Annotated in this window: 23 protein-coding genes and 2 pseudogenes; 4 read left to right on the forward strand and 21 right to left on the reverse strand. The window is 51.4% G+C overall.

The genetic code is table 11. The features are described 5' to 3' along the window. Positions 1 to 166 precede the first annotated feature (166 nt). The 3 genes from KWG61_RS15740 (at position 167) to KWG61_RS01665 (ending at position 1,541) form a co-directional block, all read left to right on the forward strand. Positions 167 to 355 (forward strand): flavodoxin, encoded by a 189-nt coding sequence (locus KWG61_RS15740; protein WP_256460735.1) that lies wholly within the window; start codon positions 167 to 169, stop codon positions 353 to 355. Further along, complete coding sequence (locus KWG61_RS15745; RefSeq protein WP_256460736.1) at positions 343 to 636, forward strand: flavodoxin; 294 nt, start codon at positions 343 to 345, stop codon at positions 634 to 636. Before KWG61_RS15740 ends, KWG61_RS15745 begins: the two co-directional genes overlap by 13 nt. Positions 637 to 791: 155 nt before the next feature. Next, on the forward strand, positions 792 to 1,541 hold the full coding sequence (locus KWG61_RS01665) for a carboxymuconolactone decarboxylase family protein (protein ID WP_230268012.1): 750 nt from the start codon (positions 792 to 794) through the stop codon (positions 1,539 to 1,541). A gap of 201 nt (positions 1,542 to 1,742) precedes the next feature. Here the strand turns inward: KWG61_RS01665 and KWG61_RS01670 are convergent, their stop codons facing one another. The 19 genes and pseudogenes from KWG61_RS01670 to KWG61_RS01765 all read right to left on the reverse strand — a co-directional run bounded on the left by KWG61_RS01670 (position 1,743) and on the right by KWG61_RS01765 (position 14,227). Continuing rightward, complete coding sequence (locus KWG61_RS01670; RefSeq protein WP_230268013.1) at positions 1,743 to 2,519, reverse strand: HAD family hydrolase; 777 nt, start codon at positions 2,517 to 2,519, stop codon at positions 1,743 to 1,745. 70 nt (positions 2,520 to 2,589) lie between these two features. Further along, complete coding sequence (locus tag KWG61_RS01675) at positions 2,590 to 2,874, reverse strand: hypothetical protein (RefSeq protein WP_242744746.1); 285 nt, start codon at positions 2,872 to 2,874, stop codon at positions 2,590 to 2,592. 5 nt (positions 2,875 to 2,879) lie between these two features. After that, positions 2,880 to 3,089: a hypothetical protein gene (locus KWG61_RS01680; RefSeq protein ID WP_242744747.1), complete on the reverse strand. Its 210-nt coding sequence runs from the start codon at positions 3,087 to 3,089 to the stop codon at positions 2,880 to 2,882. Between the two features lie 221 nt (positions 3,090 to 3,310). Then, on the reverse strand, positions 3,311 to 3,814 hold the full coding sequence (locus KWG61_RS01685; protein WP_242744748.1) for a DNA-deoxyinosine glycosylase: 504 nt from the start codon (positions 3,812 to 3,814) through the stop codon (positions 3,311 to 3,313). A gap of 176 nt (positions 3,815 to 3,990) precedes the next feature. After that, on the reverse strand, positions 3,991 to 4,251 hold the full coding sequence (locus KWG61_RS01690) for an FRAT-87 protein (RefSeq protein WP_230268016.1): 261 nt from the start codon (positions 4,249 to 4,251) through the stop codon (positions 3,991 to 3,993). Between the two features lie 52 nt (positions 4,252 to 4,303). Further along, positions 4,304 to 4,567: an FRAT-87 protein gene (locus KWG61_RS01695; RefSeq protein WP_230268017.1), complete on the reverse strand. Its 264-nt coding sequence runs from the start codon at positions 4,565 to 4,567 to the stop codon at positions 4,304 to 4,306. 150 nt (positions 4,568 to 4,717) lie between these two features. Next, positions 4,718 to 4,981: an FRAT-87 protein gene (locus tag KWG61_RS01700; protein WP_230268018.1), complete on the reverse strand. Its 264-nt coding sequence runs from the start codon at positions 4,979 to 4,981 to the stop codon at positions 4,718 to 4,720. 57 nt (positions 4,982 to 5,038) lie between these two features. Next, on the reverse strand, positions 5,039 to 5,554 hold the full coding sequence (locus tag KWG61_RS15750; RefSeq protein ID WP_256460737.1) for a TRAM domain-containing protein: 516 nt from the start codon (positions 5,552 to 5,554) through the stop codon (positions 5,039 to 5,041). Between the two features lie 5 nt (positions 5,555 to 5,559). Next, the gene (locus KWG61_RS01710; protein ID WP_256460738.1) at positions 5,560 to 6,327 is read right to left on the reverse strand and encodes a radical SAM protein; all 768 of its coding nucleotides are present in this window, start codon (positions 6,325 to 6,327) and stop codon (positions 5,560 to 5,562) included. A 602-nt stretch (positions 6,328 to 6,929) separates the two neighbouring features. Next, positions 6,930 to 7,805 (reverse strand): 3'-5' exoribonuclease YhaM family protein, encoded by an 876-nt coding sequence (locus KWG61_RS01715; protein ID WP_242744749.1) that lies wholly within the window; start codon positions 7,803 to 7,805, stop codon positions 6,930 to 6,932. A gap of 79 nt (positions 7,806 to 7,884) precedes the next feature. Continuing rightward, entirely contained in the window at positions 7,885 to 8,748 is an 864-nt protein-coding gene (locus KWG61_RS01720) for a RecX family transcriptional regulator (RefSeq protein WP_242744750.1), read from the reverse strand. Then, a pseudogene (locus tag KWG61_RS16895) lies at positions 8,745 to 9,166 on the reverse strand (glycosyltransferase). The gene KWG61_RS01720 and the pseudogene KWG61_RS16895 overlap by 4 nt, the downstream one beginning before the upstream one ends. A gap of 125 nt (positions 9,167 to 9,291) precedes the next feature. Further along, positions 9,292 to 9,846 carry a glycosyltransferase gene (locus KWG61_RS01735; RefSeq protein WP_242744752.1) on the reverse strand — a complete coding sequence of 185 codons (555 nt, stop codon included), beginning with the start codon at positions 9,844 to 9,846 and terminating at the stop codon, positions 9,292 to 9,294. A 393-nt stretch (positions 9,847 to 10,239) separates the two neighbouring features. Beyond that, the gene (locus KWG61_RS01740; protein WP_242744753.1) at positions 10,240 to 10,638 is read right to left on the reverse strand and encodes a hypothetical protein; all 399 of its coding nucleotides are present in this window, start codon (positions 10,636 to 10,638) and stop codon (positions 10,240 to 10,242) included. Continuing rightward, entirely contained in the window at positions 10,623 to 10,910 is a 288-nt protein-coding gene (locus tag KWG61_RS01745; protein ID WP_242744754.1) for a flippase-like domain-containing protein, read from the reverse strand. The genes KWG61_RS01740 and KWG61_RS01745 overlap by 16 nt, the downstream gene beginning before the upstream one ends. Positions 10,911 to 10,942: 32 nt before the next feature. Then, positions 10,943 to 11,470, reverse strand: a complete 528-nt coding sequence (locus tag KWG61_RS01750; protein ID WP_242744755.1) for a lysylphosphatidylglycerol synthase transmembrane domain-containing protein — start codon at positions 11,468 to 11,470, stop codon at positions 10,943 to 10,945. A gap of 48 nt (positions 11,471 to 11,518) precedes the next feature. After that, positions 11,519 to 12,463, reverse strand: coding sequence for a glycosyltransferase family 4 protein (locus KWG61_RS01755; protein ID WP_242744756.1), 945 nt, complete (start codon positions 12,461 to 12,463; stop codon positions 11,519 to 11,521). Between the two features lie 779 nt (positions 12,464 to 13,242). Continuing rightward, entirely contained in the window at positions 13,243 to 13,641 is a 399-nt protein-coding gene (locus tag KWG61_RS01760; RefSeq protein ID WP_230268024.1) for a hypothetical protein, read from the reverse strand. Next, a complete protein-coding gene (locus KWG61_RS01765; RefSeq protein WP_242744757.1) occupies positions 13,553 to 14,227 on the reverse strand; it encodes a hypothetical protein in 675 nt (224 codons plus the stop codon). The genes KWG61_RS01760 and KWG61_RS01765 overlap by 89 nt, the downstream gene beginning before the upstream one ends. A 218-nt stretch (positions 14,228 to 14,445) precedes the next feature. Between KWG61_RS01765 and KWG61_RS16900 the strand changes: the two are divergent. Further along, positions 14,446 to 14,778 (forward strand): annotated as a pseudogene (locus KWG61_RS16900) (PaaI family thioesterase); the annotation flags it as partial. Here KWG61_RS16900 and KWG61_RS01770 read toward each other — a convergent pair. Together KWG61_RS01770 and KWG61_RS01775 are read right to left on the reverse strand one after the other, a co-directional pair. Beyond that, the gene (locus tag KWG61_RS01770) at positions 14,692 to 14,967 is read right to left on the reverse strand and encodes a hypothetical protein (protein ID WP_242744758.1); all 276 of its coding nucleotides are present in this window, start codon (positions 14,965 to 14,967) and stop codon (positions 14,692 to 14,694) included. The pseudogene KWG61_RS16900 and the gene KWG61_RS01770 overlap by 87 nt on opposite strands. Continuing rightward, positions 14,957 to 16,318: a sugar transferase gene (locus KWG61_RS01775; RefSeq protein ID WP_230268027.1), complete on the reverse strand. Its 1,362-nt coding sequence runs from the start codon at positions 16,316 to 16,318 to the stop codon at positions 14,957 to 14,959. The genes KWG61_RS01770 and KWG61_RS01775 overlap by 11 nt, the downstream gene beginning before the upstream one ends. Positions 16,319 to 16,571 lie beyond the last annotated feature (253 nt).

Genomic DNA, 16,571 nt, shown 5'->3' on the forward strand with positions numbered 1-16,571 from the left:
CAGATTATCTATAACGCTAATGCAATATTCGAATATAAAGATAGGTATTCATCTATATTGACATAAGGTGAGGGCAGGATAATACTGAAGTCAGAAAGAACAGAAGTACATCGAATGCGGACATGGGACAGAATGTCCAATCCGATCTGTTCTCTGGAGGTATGCAATGAACATTCAAATTGTTTATTTCTCTGCCAGCGGCATTACCGCCAAAGCGGCCAGACGGCTAGGCGATCTGACGAATTCGCCGGTTTTTGAAATCGAACCGGCCGTTCCGTACACCGCCAGCGATCTCGACTGGACGAATAAAACGAGCCGTTCCACGCTCGAGATGAAAAACCGATGGCACCCGTAGACGTCAAGACGCTTCCAGACCATCTGGATTGCGATACGCTGCTGATCGGATTCCCCGTATGGTGGTATCAGGCTCCTTCCATCATCAACACCTTCCTGAGCAAGGTGGATACAGCGGGAATGAAAGTGGCTCCCTTTATTACATCCGGCGGATCCGGCATGGAAGGCGTAGAAAGCCAGCTGGAGCGCAACTTCCCGAAAATTGACTGGAAACAGGGCCTGCGCATCACGCCGCAGACGACAGACGCCCAGCTGAATGCGTGGATCGAAAGCCTGAACTAGCAAAGAGGCGCTCTCTGTATGCGTAAACGCATCGATTCGAAATCCAATTTTCGATTCCATGCCTGAGTCTCGATTTTGATCGACCCTGTTTTGTGAACTTGTATTTGTGAACTTGTTTTTGCGATTAATGAATCCGTTCAGGAAAGGACTTTATCATGGCTAAAATTGTACAGACTGCGGGCCGCAATGCCCTTGGCGAATTTGCACCGGACTTTGCCCGCTATAACGATGACATTCTCTTTGGAGAGGTCTGGAACGACCCGCCCCTTCCTCCCAAAACACGCAGCATGATCGTCATCTCCATCTTCATGGGACGCGGTCTCTGCGACGCTTCTCTGGATCACCATCTCGGCTTCGCGAAAGAAAACGGCGTAACAAAAGAAGAAATTTCCGCGCTGATTACCCAGGGCGGCTTCTATGCCGGCTGGCCGGTAGCCTGGGCCGTATTCAACCACGCCAAAGCGATCTGGAACGACGAACCCGAAGCCAGGGATTCCAGCAAAGATGCCGCACTGGCGGCTTACGCGAAGACCATCTTCTTCCCGGTTGGAAAGCCAAACGATGCCTATGCGCAGTATTTTGACGGCCGCAGCTGGCTGGCTCCCGTTTCCGGCGGACCGCTTCCGATTTCCAACGTTACCTTTGAACCGGGATGCAAAAACCACTGGCATGTTCACCACGCGAAAACCGGCGGCGGTCAGGTTCTGATCTGCGTCGGCGGAAGAGGCTGGTATCAGGAATGGGGCAAAGATCCCGTAGAAATGACACCGGGAACCATCATCGAAATCCCCGCCAGCGTTAAGCACTGGCATGGTGCTGCCAACGATTCCTGGTTCTCTCACCTTGCCTTTGAAATTCCAGGAACAGACTGCTCAACCGAATGGCTCGAGCCGGTTGCCGACTAGGATTTCCTGACTTCATCAAGAATCTCCTGTCTTACAAATCCCCTTATATAAAATGAAACGCCCAGAGTTCCGGCTTTCCTTTCTGCAGAAGGAGAAGCGGACGCTCTGGGCGTTTTATTTCGTTCCTGTTTCTGTTTTTGCTTTGCATATCGCCAGCTTGCGTGCTGGACTTCCAAACTGCGCTGGCCGGGCAGTTACTGGCTATCTGGACTCGGCGTGCGGATTGTTTTGCAGACGAAGCAGAATGTCCACTGCTTCGGCAATGCCGCTTACGATATGCGTTGCCGCTTCCTGAACTTCCTTTGGACTGTCTGGAAACGTAAAGGATACATCCGCTTCTTCCAGCATGCTCAGATCGTTGAAGGAATCGCCGATGGCCGCTGTAAAATCCCCGGGTTTTCCGATCTGTGCAGCGAGTGCTTTTAAGGCCGTTCCTTTCGTTACGCCCACGGGATTGAAATCCGCAAATCGCGAGTTCGCCACCGCGATGACATCGTCTCGCTTCTGGGTTTCTTTTAAGAGCTGAGCGCCTTCTGGAGTTATATGGGAAAAAGAAATGGCCAGAATGCGTGAGGGATCAAATTCGGAAGCCGAACGGACAATGCGCGTTGGAAAATCTGGATAATTTTTCTTCGGCGTACGAATCAGTTCATTTTCTCCATGGAAAATGAAGCCGACATCCGGCATGTCTTCGACCGCTTCCCGCACAAAAGCGGGATCCAGAAAACGCTGGTACAAAATCCGACTGGAGCGATCGCACACCTGAGCTCCATTGGAAAAAATCCAGAAATCAAAATCCACTTTATGCTCGCTCATATCTTCGAGCAGCCCTCTCATCGTCCGGGCACGGCCGGTTACCAGTCCAAACTGGTTTCCCGCTGCCTGAAAGCGGCGAATGGCTTTCGCGTCTTCTTCTCGAACGCCGCCCTGATGATGAAAATACAGCGTGTCATCAAAATCAGTTCCGAAAATAATCATTGCTCTTCTCTCTTTCCTCTCAATTCGAGTTTTTCTCCCTGGATTAGCGTCTTTGATTGTTTCTTCGTGTCTACTTTCCGCTGCTTCCCAGGCGCCCAGCCTGGCGCAAAGACGGAATGGCCTGCAGTTCTTGAAGAGAAATCTCCTGCGTTTCCAGCTCTGGAATGACGAGGAGGACACCCTGCGCGCACGCCTTTTCGTACGGATACAGGATAAAGCCGGCTTTTTCGTCTTCGCTCATCGCCGACAGAGCCGCTTTTTTGATAATGAGCAGCGGGCGATCGTTCACATTGGTGATCGGTACCATATATTCCCCGCGATAGCCGGAATCGATGACACCGGCGCGAACGGACATGCCTTTCACTCCGGTACTTCCCCGTTCCTTGAGGAATAAAACATAATTGTCATCAAAGCCGAAGCCACTCCAAGCGGAATCAGAACCGTGTGGAGCGGATCAATGCGCATAAAGTCTTCTTCAAAACACGGATACAAATCGTATCCGGCATCTTCCTGCCGCTTTGACGGGATCTGGGCATCTTCTCTGACTTTGGCCCAGTACAGTTTTTCCATAGTGAATCTCCTTATCGTAAATTGGAATCAAAAATCCTGAACTCTTCGCTGTCGATTTCCGTTCTGTTTCATTGTATAGGACACGCTTGGTCTGCGCGGTTCTGACCATTTGTTTCCCCATAAAAAATCCGGCGCTTTGCCGGATTTTATCGTCAGATCTTTGATCGGATCCCGTCTGAACTTTTGTTTTTGACGGATTCCAGTCTTTGTTTATAGCCTGTCTAGCGAAGACCAAGCGCTCTGGCATAGGCCGCCATCAGCTTTTCGGTCGAATCGTACCAGAGATCGGCAGGCGAGGGCGACGGCACTTCGTAAGCCATGGCAGCAGCCTGTGCATCGGCTTCCTGCAAAAGCCGGTACGTATCGTGGCTGATGCAGACGATCCGACTGATTTTCGGATACTGTTTCAAAAAGGCATGGACATCATTGAGAACAATATCCTGCATCGTATCTTCCCGGCTTTCGTGGCGCAGGCACGACTGAATGACCGACCACAGCGCGATGTGATTTTTCGCAAGCAGATCGAGGCGCTCCTGCCTGGTTTTGGCTGGCATGTGATAAAGCGTGGACATCAGCGGCCAGAAGCGATTGCTGGTGTCCGCAAAATAAAACTGTTCCCGCTCGGAATCGACGCTTGGCATCGACATGAGAATGAGCGTGGTGCTTGTATCCGATACGACAGGCGCCAGGGCGTGAAATTCCTGGAGTTCCAGCTCATCGTACACGATGGACACTCCCTTTCCCGGCCCGCATTCTGTCGGTTCCTTTTTCGGACAGGTGTCCTGTGATCCTGTCCAGAGGAAAGACAGCCCGGCCGTTATATTTAAAAAGTCAGAAACGGGGCATGGACATTGTCCATGCCCCGTAAGGGTCTTTTATTCGGTTTTGGATTGGCTTGCGCTTATTCAATAGCAGCCAGTGCTTTTTCTACGATAGCAATCTTGGCTTCTTCTGCTTTTGCGGCAGCAGCGTCGCCTTCGTCAGCATGACGTTTAGCCCAGCCTTTGAGGGATCCCATTCTGTCATCCAGACGATCTTTGGCAGTCTGTGCGTATTTGCCAGTTTCGTCGAAATGATCAACGAGGTCTTTTACGATTTCGTCACCATATGCAGTTCCGCCTACAGCGGCATTCAGTTTTGCTTCGAATTCGGATTTAGTCATGATTTTTATCTCCTGGATCAAACGATCTTTTTATCGGTATAGGCCGGTACTCTTACTTCAGAGCGGCGAGAGCTTTTTCTACGATAGCGATCTTGTCGGCTTCGGCTGTAGCTTTAGCTTCTGCACCTGCATCTTTATGGATGCGCTCATACGCTTTCAGAACACCGAGTTTTTCGTCGAGACGGTCTTTCATGTTCTGTCCGTATTTCTTGTCAGCATCGTCATAGGTAGCTGCGGCTTCTTCCACAAGGGAATCACCATAAGCGGTGCCGCCGACTGCGGCTTTCAGTGTGCTGACGAGTTCTTCTTTGGTCATGATTGTATTCTCCCAATGAGCACAAACGAGCTCATTATCATGCCGGTTTTGCCGGTCGTCCTTCCATCCATGGGATGAAAGCGTTCAGGATCTGCCAGAACGGCATTTTCTGAACAAGGTATTCTTCAGGATGAACCTGTTGATGGTCTGTTATTTCAGAGCAGCGAGCGCTTTTTCAACGATCGCAATCTTGTCGGCTTCGGCAGTGGCTTTCGCGTCTGCGCCGGCGTCTTTATGAATGCGTTCGTAGGCTTTCAGGATGCCAAGGCGTTCGTCCAGGCGATCTTTCATATCCTGTCCGTACTTTTTATCCTTATCGTCATACGTTACAGCTGCTTCGTCCACGAGCATGTCGCCGTAAGGCGTGCCTCCGACGGCTGCTTTCAAAGCATCAACTAACTGTTCTTTGGTCATGGTCAACAACCTCCTTGAATGCAACCATGCCGCTCCATGAATTCTTCTGAGAGGAACTTATCCCTCATAGATTCCAATCAGATCATATTGAGTGGCATCGGTAATGCGAACCGGAACGTACGTTCCGCATTCGACTGGAGAAGAGGCAGTGAAGATTACCTGACCATCCACTTCATCCGGGGCGTCCGCCATGGAACGTCCGCGATAGCGGCCGGTCAGCGCTTCCTGTTCTTCCACCAGAACTTCCATCACTTTCCCGATTTTGTTTCTGTTGCTTTCCTGACTGATTTCTTTCTGAACAGCCATCAGGCGGTTCAGACGGTCCGCGGCGATCGATTCATCAATCTGATCGTCCATTTTATCGGCCGGGGTATCTTCTTCCCTCGAATAGGTGAAGGCGCCCAGTCTGTCCCAGCGAACCTCCCTGATAAAGTCCAGCAGTTCATTGAATTCTTCTTCCGTTTCAGAAGGGAATCCGACAATCACAGTAGTTCGAAGCACTGCCTCCGGAAACATTGCTCGAATTTTGCGGGTGAGAGCGAGTACGTCCTCTTTCGTTCCCCGGCGATTCATTTTCTTCAGTAGACGGTTGTTCGCATGCTGCATGGGGATATCGAAATACGGAACGACTTTTTGCTGGCGCGCATGGCTTCGAGCAGGTCATCTTCGATTTCATCCGGATACATGTAAAGAATGCGAATCCAGTGAATGCCTTCGATGTCGTTGAGCTCACGAAGGAGATCGGCGAGCATCAGCTGACCGTAGTTGTCGAGGCCATATTTGGTCGTATCCTGAGCAATCAGGGTGAGCTCAGTGACACCGCTGGAAGCAAGGTATTCCGCTTCTTCCCTTACTTCATGTATAAGCTTACTGTGTTGATTTCCTCTTATCAAAGGAATTGCACAAAAAGCGCACCGGTTAGAGCAACCGTCGCTTACCTTTACATACGCGCTCCACGGGTTGCCGGAAATTGTCCGATACTGCTTTAGGTAAGGAACTTCGCTTTCCTGATTCAAAATATCTTTCAGAATGGCAGGCAGCTTGGCATAGTCCTTGAGCGGTACAACGGCGGCCACTTCCGGGATCTGTTCGCGCAGTTCCTTTTCATAGCGCTGAGCCAGGCAGCCGGTCACGATGACCTTGTCGGCATAGCGCGTCATTTCAAAAATGGTGCGGATGCTTTCTTCCTTGGCGGGGTTAATGAACCCGCACGTATTGACGATAATGGCTTCGGCATGGCGCGGATCCGAGACGAGAATATGGCCGGCTGCCTTCAGCATGCCCATCATTTCTTCGGAATCCACAAGGTTCTTGGAGCATCCAAGAGATACAAATCCAACTTTCATACGTTCTCCTTTTCTGTGTTCTGTATTCGGTGTCCGGGTTTTGCACAAACCCGTTTATTCAGGTTTTCGTTTGCGATCTTCTCCCGTTTGGGAGGAAGACTTCAGCCATCGGGTGCTTTTGCGCAGGATCTGGCCGACAGGAATCACTTTACCCTGTTTTTCCTTTAAAGTACGGTTTTTCGGCGCATGACCCTATTGGTTTGACTGCGCCGGTTTTGCGCAGTTTGAACTGGCTTGCAAAAATCAGACCGGCATATAGAAAACCCGGCATATAGAAAACAGGAGATGGCTCCCTGTTTTCGTATCGTCTTTCGGTTTTTAATGCGAATCCTTCGGATTCTGGATTTTCCGGATTTTTGAATTCTAGAACGTCCAGACTTTTTCCTTGCTTCTTGGGCGGGAAGAACCCGTGTCCGAATCCCGGCGGGATCTGGAAGACGTTCTGGAGTCTTCTCCTTTTTCCCGGTTTTTCGGCTCTTTCGGCTCTTTCCGTTTTTGCAGCTTTTTCAGCCTGTTCCGGCTGCTGCTCTTGTCCCGACTGCGCTTTGGCCGCTTCGGAATCCGGCTTGTTCTGGGAACGGCCGGCCGTTTCCTTTGCGTATTCAGGAAGTCCTGGGTGTACGGACGGTGCGTGCTGTCGTCATCCCAGCTTTTGCGGTAGAACATCCGATTATCGAGACGCGGATTGCGCTGGGAGAAGGTTCCCGGCTCAGCACTTCCACCGCTTCATGAATCATGAACAGGCGGGCATCGAGATTGTCGATGGCACTGAGCGCTTCGGCTTCCGGAATCATCGGCAGAACCGGCGATCCATATTCGTGCTTGCCGTGGTGACTGAGCACCATGTGCTTGAGCAGCGCTGCTTCCTCGCTGTCTTCCAGACCGAGTTTCATGGCCGCGCGGTCAATATACTGCGCGCCCAGAGAAATGTGACCGACCAGATTGCCGGATGTGGAATATTCCGGAACGACCGGATCGGTATATTCTTCGACTTTGGCCGCATCGTGGAGCAGAACGCCCCCGAGCAGCAAGTCGTAGTTAAGCCATTCGTACAGATCGAGAAGGCTCTGCGCCAGATGCGCCATGGCCAGCGTATGCCAGGCCAGACCGCCCGGGCAGTGATGATGGTTGCGCACGGCTGCCGGGAACGTGAAGAAGTCTTCCCAGTTTTCATCGAGAACCATGCGAACGATATCGTGAATCGCCTGGCTGGAAATGCCGTCAATCAGACGGTTGATTTCTTCTTCCATCGACTGCCGCGGCAGAGGAGCGCTTGGGGTATAGTCGACCGGGTTGCCCTCGATCTGACGAATCGAGAACACGCGCAGCTGCCACGCGTTGCGGTAGCGCTTGAGTTCGCCGCTCACTTCGACGACCATGCCTTCTTTCCACTGACGGGCTTCTTCTTCGGTCAGATTCCAGTAGCGGGCGTCGAGCACGGCGCTGGAATCCTGAAGATCGAAGGAGAGGTAAGGCACGTTTTTATTGCTTCGCCCGATTTCACTGCGGGCGATCAGGCAGGAAAGGTAATATTCCCTTCCGCAAGAAGTTCACTGATCATAAATTTTCACTCTCCAAAAGCTCATCAATATCGGCCCGTTCGAAGCCCTGCCGCAGGCAGTACATCCGGATGCGCTCTTTTTTCTGTTCGGGCGGTCGGGAAGCGTTCAGCCGCATGGCTTTCGCGAATGCCGCCTGCAGGGCGTTGGCGTCCGCGTCTTCGTCAAAGACCAGCTCTTCGGCCGCGTCCTTGGCGGCCTCAAACGAATAGCCGCGCGCCATCAGCTTCTGGGTTACCGTTCTTCGGGTTTCCCTGCTGGATTTGGTTTTGATTGTGCGGGCCAGGCGGCGGGCAGCCTGACCGGCGTTACTGTGTTCTTTTTCCTCGGAAAGACTGGCGCACGCTTCCCGGATAATTTCCCGGTCGATGCCGACTTTGTACAGACGGGATTCGACCTGCTTGCGGCTCAGACCGCAGGACTGGCAGTAATCCGCTTTTTCCATCGCGTAGCGGCGGTCGTCAATGAGACCGGCGGCGACCAGTTCATCGGCAGCCTGCTCGGCAATCGGAAGCGGCGCCTTGAGCTTGAGCATGCAGTAGTCGACGGCCTGCTTGCGCGTCATGTCGCGGCCAGCCAGACGATTTTTGGTTTTATACATGCACCAGTAAAATTTCTGCAGGTCCAGATAGCTGCTGACCAGATAGCCGTCGAGCTTGGTGCCGATGGCGATTTTCAGATCGTGGAAATCGTCCATGGGCATGAGCAGCTTGACAGGCTCATCGGAAGAATCGCGTTCGAGCGTCAGAAGGATATAGTCGCCGGAAAACTGAATGCGGCTGACTTCAAACGTGTGCGAGTAGTCTTCAATCGCCTGCCGGTACACGCCTTCCATGGCCGAAGCGAAGTTTTCCGCGGTCATCGGCCGGATTTTCTCCTGACATTTCTCACGGGCTTCCTCTTTTTGGCGGGATCGAGCGCGATAAACTGTTCAATTTTTACATTCAGTTCTTCCGGGCTGTTGAAGTAAAAGCCGGTTTTACCTTCTTCCAGCAAATCGTCCAGCACTTCATCACGGCGTCCGAAAACCATGCGGCCGGCAGCCATGGCTTCCAGATACGTCATGCCCTGCGTCTCGGAGAGAGAGGCGGAAACAAACGCGTCAAACGCCTGATAGTATTTCCCAATGCTGTCGCGGGAGCGGCACCCAGAAAATGAATGCGCTCGCTGCCCGGTCTTGCAGCAGCATACGCCTTGTAGTAGTCCGCGTCCGGTCCATCGCCGACAACCGCCAGATGAACGTGCGGATTGGAACACGATGAGATCGCATCAATAGGCATTTCCAGCGACTTTTCCTTGGCCAGACGGCCAACGAAGACGAGAATGACTGCTTCGGGATCCTCACTCACCCGAGCACGAATGGCACGGACTTCCTCGTCCTGCGGATCAATGTCGGTAAACCGGCTTAAATCCAGACCGGTCGGAATAACGTAAATCGGCGCGAGCACACCGTATTCAATAAGCGCTTCGCGCGTTTTTCACTCGGCGCCACCACTGCCTGCACATTGTTGCAGACTTTGCGGCTGGCCGCCTTGATGGCGTCCTTGGAAAAGCGGTCGATCTTTTCGTTGCCGCGCGGATTGATGTAGTGGGTATAGTCGGTAAACATCGTATGGTACGTTTCGACCAGAGGGATGGACAGCGTCTTGGCCATGTGCTGTCCGTACAGGCCGACGCCAAAATTGGTCTGCAGATGAATCACATCCAGATTCATCTCTTCAATATAGGCGGCAGCACCCAGATTGATGGGAGAAGAGACCTTATAGCCGTAAAGACTTTTGAGCCGGAATCCCGGAAGACGCAGAATGCCGTCCTCATAGTCGATTTTGGTTCCGGCGTGGTTTGTGATCACAAAAACCGTATGGCCGGCCTTTTCGAGGGCGTTTTTCAGCGTCACCGTCGAACTGACCACACCGTTAATATCCGGTACATACGTATCACTGACCAGTGCGATTCTCATTTTCCTCATCCTTTCCTGAATTTCTATTTCTCAAGATTTCTATTTCTCAGAATTTCGGTTTCGAAAACCTTCTATTTCAAAAAGTTTCTGTTTCTCTAAACGTATCTATCGTCTTAATGTCTGATCGGCGAACACCCCGAAGAAAGGGGTCTGCGTCTTAGTGGGTGCGGGCCATTTTTCAAATTCCCGCTTTTCTCATGCATACGGTGTGTGCACGGGTGCCGCCGGGCAACTCCGCATGCACGCCTTTTGTATCGGTTTTTCTGGGATTTCTTCTTTTACAGTTTACCTGTACAAAAGTGTATTCAGCTAACGATTATACGCCTTGTCCACGGCAAAGCGCCCAGAAAAAAGCCGCTTGTGATCCGAAATCGCAGGCGGCTTACACGCTGTTCAGATTCCAGGTTCGATCTTTGCGCAGGGCGCATCCGATGCCGAAAGCGCGGAGGGCAAAGATACGATGGACATGTTCCGAGTTTTGCCGGCATCCCCTTGCGGCGTTGCCGGCTCGCTGCCCGAAGAAGATTCCGTGTTCAAAGCAGGCGTTTCGGTCTTCGAATCGAGGTCTGGATCGGCTTTTTCCGAATCCGGACGGACATTCGATTCGGCTTTTGCCTCTCCATCGCCGCTCGATGAAAGATCCGCTGAAATTTCGCTGAGCTTTTCCTTTTCTTCTTTGGCGGTCATGCGGTTTTTGAAAATCATGAACACCAGCGCCCCGCCAATTACAGGGATGTAATAGGAAGCAAAGCGCCATATGAGAAGCACGGCACCGGTCAGCTTTCCAAGCATGCCGGAAAAAGCATCGTAAAGAACACTTCTGTACCGCCGCTTGCGCCGGGCAGGGGAACAAAGCTGTTGGCCATCGTGACAAAGGAAGCCAGCGCCATGGTATCGATCAGCTGATCGATCGACAGCGGGATGCCCAGGGCAATCGCCACCAGATACGGCAGGGAGAAGTACATCGTCAGACGAACGAAGTTGACGAGAGCGGTTTTCAGAACAAGCGTCTTGTTTTTAGAGAGACTGCGGATCTGCTCGGTAAAGCCGGTCACCTGTTCCATCCAGATGCTGACCTGCTCTTCCGGATTTTTAATCAGATGCAGCTTCGAAAGCCAAATGGGAAGCTTGCCGGAAAGCCAGATATACATTTTGGAAACAGCGCGAGGGTATACAGCGCTGCGATGACGACCAGATTGACCAGATAGCCCGCGGCAACGATCCACACCCACGCATTGAGATTGACGTAGTGCGTAAAGCGGAAGATGAACAGAAGCGTCACGTAAATCATCATGACGGTCTGATAAATAATGAAATCTGCCCAGAGCAGTCCCACGCTGTCGCTGTAGGAAAAGCCCTGCTTTTTCAGGACGTAAACCTGACCGAACTGGCCGCCGGTTGAAGACGGCGTAATTCCCGCAAAGAACGTTCCCGTAAACGCGACGACGGTTCCCTGCTTGAGCGAATAATTCTTTTGGTAATGTCTTGCCAGAACCATGTAGCCCGCGCCGATCACGACGTTGATGGCCAGGCCCCACCCCAGAACAAAAATCAGGGAGAAAATATTCATCTGCGCGATGGCGGCGACAATCTGACTGAAGTTGTCTTTCAGCGCAAAATACATCGCCACAACGGTTACCGCGACAATCAGAAGAATATTCCAGAAGACTTTTTATTCGGGCGCATGTGCGGGCTCCTTTGGAGTCTCGAATTTTTCCTTCCACGCATCCACATAAAATTTTCGCCAGAGATCCAGCACGTGTTCGCGGGAATAGAATTCGGATAAGTGATCGCTCTTGTGCGACCAGAAGGTGTACAGCTCTTCGTTGTTTTTCAGAGCGGAGAGCAGTTCGCAAAACTCTTCGTTGGAATTGCCCCGCAGATAGTCGTCAAAGAGGATATCCCGGTACAGATCCAGATCCCGGGTAACCAGCGGCAGCGACAGATTGACTGCCTCCAGAATGGTCATCGGGAAAAGCTCGTTATAGCTGGGGATGAACAGAACATCCGCCATGTTGTAAATCCGGACCATTTCTTCCCGCTCGACAATGCCGGTAAAGGTCACGTTGGCTGGCGGATTGTCCATCATTTTCTTCAGTTCTTCGTAGCCTTCGGTCATTGGACCAAAGGAGAAGCCGCCGGCCCAGACAAACTGGGCATCAGGCATGGCTTTCGCCGTGGCGACGAAGTCCTGCACGCCTTTGCGCGTCTGCACCTGGCCGCAGCCGAGAATGACAAAATCATCCGGCTTCAGCCCGTAGCGCTGGCGCATTTCGAGACGGTCGGCCTCGGGCAGGCGATGGAATTTTTCCTTGGAAACATAGTTCGGAATGTAATAAATTTTCGATCGGTCAATTCCGTATTTTTCCAGTTCCTTAATAAAGGAAGGGTTGACCACGACGAGGCGGTCGGCGGAATTGTAAAAATTGATAATGTATTTTTCGGCCGTCGGATAAAGGAACTCTGGAATTTTCAGCGATTCCTCCAGGGTATCGGGGAGAAAATGGCAGTAAGCAATATTGGCGGACCTTTTGTTTTTCAGGCGGATCAGAAACGCGGGATCCAGCGTATGAAAATGCTGGATATCCGGATTCGATGTCCACTTGTTGATTTCCACGTCAAAAGGTCGGAAGCTCCTTCCTGAATCAGGCGAACCTGCTCCTCATAGGCGCTTCCCACACCCTGACCGGCTACTGAGTCGGCACTCGAGAACATGGTGATCAGTAATTTGTCTTGCTTCATAGTCAGGTTTCCTCCGTTCGATTATAGCACAGGCCCTTTTCCCCTTTTGGGCCGACCGAAGCGCTTCATGCGCCCGTCCTGGCTTTAAAAAACGCGTCTGAAATCCCCTCTTCGGATTTCAAATGCATTGTACCTGTAAAGCCGCCTGAAAAAGGACTTACCGTTCTGTAATAAGAGAAAGTTAAGAACCTTGCCTTCATGTCATCGGGTAATTTTAGCGAATATTTTTCTTTTGTGCGCTGAGTGTACCCCAGATTGTTCATACAGCCCAAAAAATAAAGCCGGCTTGCTCCGGCTCTACTCAAGAAAGTTTTTAAAGAAAGGGAATATGATTGTGAAGCGAGCTGTTCTACTGCTCACCTGTATCTTAGCATTCTCGTTTCTCCCCGTACGTCTCATGCCCGGTTAAAACGTTTCATTCTCAATCTTTTTAAATGATATATTTGAACGAATTTCATATTTTACAATCCGATTCAATTGATATGCCCGGGTCAATGGATTCTGCAGCGTACACCGTGGAGAGCGCGAGCTGCTCCCGCTTTCTTCTGAGAAACAGCCGGCTAAAAAGAAAAGCAGGACGGCTCCTGCTTTTTCGTTTTCCATTTGTGATTTTCAGCTGTCCCGACAACTATGGATCGGGTCAGGATGGATGACCTAGATGCCGATCGGGGTGAGTCCGCTGCGGCCTTCGGCGAGAAGAACCTGACTGAGTTCACCATCGGAAGCGATCTGATCTTTATAGCGCAGCGCCGCGCTCACGCAGGGGACGTTGGCGCCGGCGATAATGAACATGCGTTCGATCATGTGCCGCTTTTCGAGAATAAGCCACGCTTCCTGCATGGCCTTGGACATGGCAGCATCGCACAGAATCAGCAGCGAGTCCTTGTTGTGGACGGTGTTGCAGATGGAATCCATCGTCTGCCGTATGCGATCCACATTATCGCCTGGAATGGCGAACGTATCTTCATCCGCTTCCAGACCGGTAATGGCCAGCGTGCTGTCCAGCAGCGCCGGACCAAATGAGCCTTCCCCTAAAAGGATCAGTTTCCTCATTGCGCATCTCTCTTTCTGCGGGCTTCCAGACGGCGTTCCTTACGGGACTTGGGAGCGGATTTTTCTCTTCTTTCCATTTCTCCCATTCTTCCATCGTCCAGGCAGCCATTTTCTTGCTGACGGCAAGCTCCTTGGCGTTTGTCAGATAAATCATGCTCGATTTGAACCAGCCCTTGGCCGGTTTTATGGCGCGAATGTTCTTGAAACGGATCAGATCCGCTTCATACAAAATGGCATCCGGCGTAAGGACAATCGTACCGTCGCAGAGCGCTTCGCCAAACATGGCTGCCGCAAAGACCGCCAGACCAAAATAGACGATCGCCTGCGAATAGCGGGTTTCTTCCACCGCTTCGCTTGCGGCCGGCATGACCAGAATCATGATGCCTAGACCGATACATGCCGCGAACATCGCCGCATACATCCAGATGCGAACTGTCCCCACATGGACTTCCTTCGCATTCTGATGCGTCTTCAGTACGTGTTCTCTCATTTTTCTGGACTGAAAATAAAGCTTCCAGTTTGTGTAGCCCGTAAATCCGCCCATGCCGACGAGAAGAGCTGCGATAATCCAGAAGAAAATATCCATTTCGTTTCCACCTCAGTTTTCCGTTTTCAGGATTTTAAAACCCTGCTGTTTTTCTTTTTCTTAACGTTTTTATTTTATCCATCGAATCAGAGGATCTGACTTTTGGAATGTATATTCGATATCTTATCAGTGATCGGCTTACAATGCTTCGATTCATCCTGTTTCCTTTCGAAAAGAACGGGAAGTAAAAGGCTGTTCGCCTGCGAAGGAGGAAATTTATGAAGGATCATTCGAGATCGTACGAAAAGACGATTGAATTCATCAATACGCACAACCCGTTTCTCAAGGAAAACGGACTGGCGATTACGGCGCTCAGTGACGGACACGCGTGCGCTGAACTGAACGCCACGGCTTCGCTGATCAACATTTACGGCATGGTCCATGGCGGTGTCCTGGCCACGCTGGCGGACATGGCTGCCGGCGTCTGCGCCACCGCGGATGGCGGGCAGGTTGTGACACTCAGTTCATCCATGAACTGCCTTTCGGCTGCTAAACCCGGCCGGCTTACGGCTGAGGCGAGCCGCATTCACGCCGGCAAGTCGACGGGGGTCTATACGGTAGAAATCTTTGATGAAACCGGCAAACGCATCGCTCAGGGCACGTTTACCATGTTTTTCTTCACGACAAGTTTCAGGGATTCTCAGTTTTACAGGAAAACGAAAAGCGTTTCGGATCCGAGCCTGATCCAGAATCCAGTTCGGATCCAGAATAAAACCAAAAATGCTGCTTTCAGCGGGCACCGTTGTCCTCGCGGGAAAGCAGCATTTTCAGTGTGCGTACGAGCAGCGTCAGGTCGAGCCACGTACTCCAGTTGTGGTAGTAGTACGAATCGAGTTCGAGACGCCGTTCAAAATCGACATTGGAACGGCCATGGGTCTGCCACATGCCGGTAATGCCAGGCTTGGTCTGAATGATGTCCTCGTAATGGCCATCCATATCTTTCTGTTCTCTTGGAAGGTACGGACGCGGTCCGATCAGTGACATGTCGCCTTTAAGAACGTTGATAAACTGCGGAAACTCATCAACATTTTTTCTGCGCAGACGATCCCAGGCCGGAATGATGCGCGGATCGTGTTCGAGCTTCTTGTTCTTTTCATATTCTTCCCGCAGTTTCGGATCCTTTTTCAGCATGTCTTCGAGAACTTCATCCGCGTTCATGACCATGGAACGGTATTTGTAAATTTTAAAGAGCTTGCCGTCCTTGCCGATCCGCTCCTGCGAAAAGAAAATCGGCCCTTCATTATGGTATTTGCGGTTGACGTGCCAGACGTAAATCGTCATGGGAAGCAAAAGCAGCACGCCGGGAATGGCAGCCAGAATGTCGACCATGCGCTTGAACGCCTTCTGCGCCCACGTCATTTTTCCGCTGGCGGTGGAAATCATCAGCTGCCCGTCAAAATCATCGATTGTCGTCGCAAAATTGATCTGCCCGTCCATGACGGGGATGTACTTGATTTTCTTGACGCATTTCTGAATGCGGTTCATCAGCTTTTTGAGCGCCGGGACCGGTACAAATTCATCGGCCACAATGACCGTTGAAATTTTCTTCTGGCGAATCTGGCTTTCGAGTTCGCTTAACGGGTAAATGCCGACCGACTTCTGGACGGCTTCGGGCAGCTCGATTTTTTCATCGGGCGAAAGACGGATAAAGCCACGCACGTCGAGCAGCGAAAAACGGTTGTGCTTGCAGACGTCGTAGACATTGGCCGCAATCTCGCCCGTGCCGACGATCAGAACGTTTTCCTTCACGAATTTCCAGAAGATCAGGTGGGCGTAGCGGTTGATAAGCAGCACGCCGATCAGACTCAGAACCAAATACAGAACAAGCCAGCCAAAACTTGCCCACGTCAGATCGCACAAGGAAAAGAGAAGCAGGTCAACCAGAAAAATTCCGATATACGCCTGCGCGATATAGCGGACTTCATCCCAGATAAGAAACGCCTTATGACGGTAGCGGCCGCAAATCCAGTTGATGATGATGTAGGCCAGAAGCATCTTGACTTTCATCGGGCTGGTAAAGGGCAGAAAGAACACGAGAAAAAGATTCCAGAGGACTTCTGCGATCAGTTTGATTTTGCCAAGTCGGGTCATCTTTTTCTTTCCTTTCTGTTCACGCAACTGCGTACATTCACACAGGCGTTTGCACGGGTATTTTCGCACGCCTTTCTGCTCGCATGCCCCGGAAATCTGCGTTCCGGGCCGCAGGCCGGAGGGATTTACCTGTGTATTTTTTAGTCTAGCCTGTCTATTTTCGCATGGCCAAATGTACAGACCATGCGGAATTGTCTATTATGTACTATCATAACGTCGGTTTTTTCGCCTCGTTTTTAGATGCCCGGGCATT

It is taken from the genome of Allobaculum sp. Allo2, assembly GCF_022701175.1.
GTDB classification, from domain to species: Bacteria; Bacillota_I; Bacilli_A; order Erysipelotrichales; family Erysipelotrichaceae; genus Allobaculum; species Allobaculum fili.

What these genes read in the sequence shown, in the direction of transcription:
- KWG61_RS15740 (WP_256460735.1), top strand. Translation starts at nt 167, where the DNA reads ATGAACATTCAAATTGTTTATTTCTCTGCCAGCGGCATTACCGCCAAA.
- KWG61_RS15745 (WP_256460736.1), top strand. Translation starts at nt 343, where the DNA reads ATGGCACCCGTAGACGTCAAGACGCTTCCAGACCATCTGGATTGCGAT.
- KWG61_RS01665 (WP_230268012.1), top strand. Translation starts at nt 792, where the DNA reads ATGGCTAAAATTGTACAGACTGCGGGCCGCAATGCCCTTGGCGAATTT.
- KWG61_RS01670 (WP_230268013.1), bottom strand. Translation starts at nt 2,519, where the DNA reads ATGATTATTTTCGGAACTGATTTTGATGACACGCTGTATTTTCATCAT.
- KWG61_RS01675 (WP_242744746.1), bottom strand. Translation starts at nt 2,874, where the DNA reads ATGTCCGTTCGCGCCGGTGTCATCGATTCCGGCTATCGCGGGGAATAT.
- KWG61_RS01680 (WP_242744747.1), bottom strand. Translation starts at nt 3,089, where the DNA reads ATGGAAAAACTGTACTGGGCCAAAGTCAGAGAAGATGCCCAGATCCCG.
- KWG61_RS01690 (WP_230268016.1), bottom strand. Translation starts at nt 4,251, where the DNA reads ATGACTAAATCCGAATTCGAAGCAAAACTGAATGCCGCTGTAGGCGGA.
- KWG61_RS01695 (WP_230268017.1), bottom strand. Translation starts at nt 4,567, where the DNA reads ATGACCAAAGAAGAACTCGTCAGCACACTGAAAGCCGCAGTCGGCGGC.
- KWG61_RS01700 (WP_230268018.1), bottom strand. Translation starts at nt 4,981, where the DNA reads ATGACCAAAGAACAGTTAGTTGATGCTTTGAAAGCAGCCGTCGGAGGC.
- KWG61_RS15750 (WP_256460737.1), bottom strand. Translation starts at nt 5,554, where the DNA reads ATGAATCGCCGGGGAACGAAAGAGGACGTACTCGCTCTCACCCGCAAA.
- KWG61_RS01710 (WP_256460738.1), bottom strand. Translation starts at nt 6,327, where the DNA reads ATGAAAGTTGGATTTGTATCTCTTGGATGCTCCAAGAACCTTGTGGAT.
- KWG61_RS01720 (WP_242744750.1), bottom strand. Translation starts at nt 8,748, where the DNA reads ATGACCGCGGAAAACTTCGCTTCGGCCATGGAAGGCGTGTACCGGCAG.
- KWG61_RS01735 (WP_242744752.1), bottom strand. Translation starts at nt 9,846, where the DNA reads ATGAGAATCGCACTGGTCAGTGATACGTATGTACCGGATATTAACGGT.
- KWG61_RS01740 (WP_242744753.1), bottom strand. Translation starts at nt 10,638, where the DNA reads ATGCTTGGAAAGCTGACCGGTGCCGTGCTTCTCATATGGCGCTTTGCT.
- KWG61_RS01745 (WP_242744754.1), bottom strand. Translation starts at nt 10,910, where the DNA reads ATGGAACAGGTGACCGGCTTTACCGAGCAGATCCGCAGTCTCTCTAAA.
- KWG61_RS01750 (WP_242744755.1), bottom strand. Translation starts at nt 11,470, where the DNA reads ATGTATTTTGCGCTGAAAGACAACTTCAGTCAGATTGTCGCCGCCATC.
- KWG61_RS01760 (WP_230268024.1), bottom strand. Translation starts at nt 13,641, where the DNA reads ATGAGGAAACTGATCCTTTTAGGGGAAGGCTCATTTGGTCCGGCGCTG.
- KWG61_RS01765 (WP_242744757.1), bottom strand. Translation starts at nt 14,227, where the DNA reads ATGGATATTTTCTTCTGGATTATCGCAGCTCTTCTCGTCGGCATGGGC.
- KWG61_RS01775 (WP_230268027.1), bottom strand. Translation starts at nt 16,318, where the DNA reads ATGACCCGACTTGGCAAAATCAAACTGATCGCAGAAGTCCTCTGGAAT.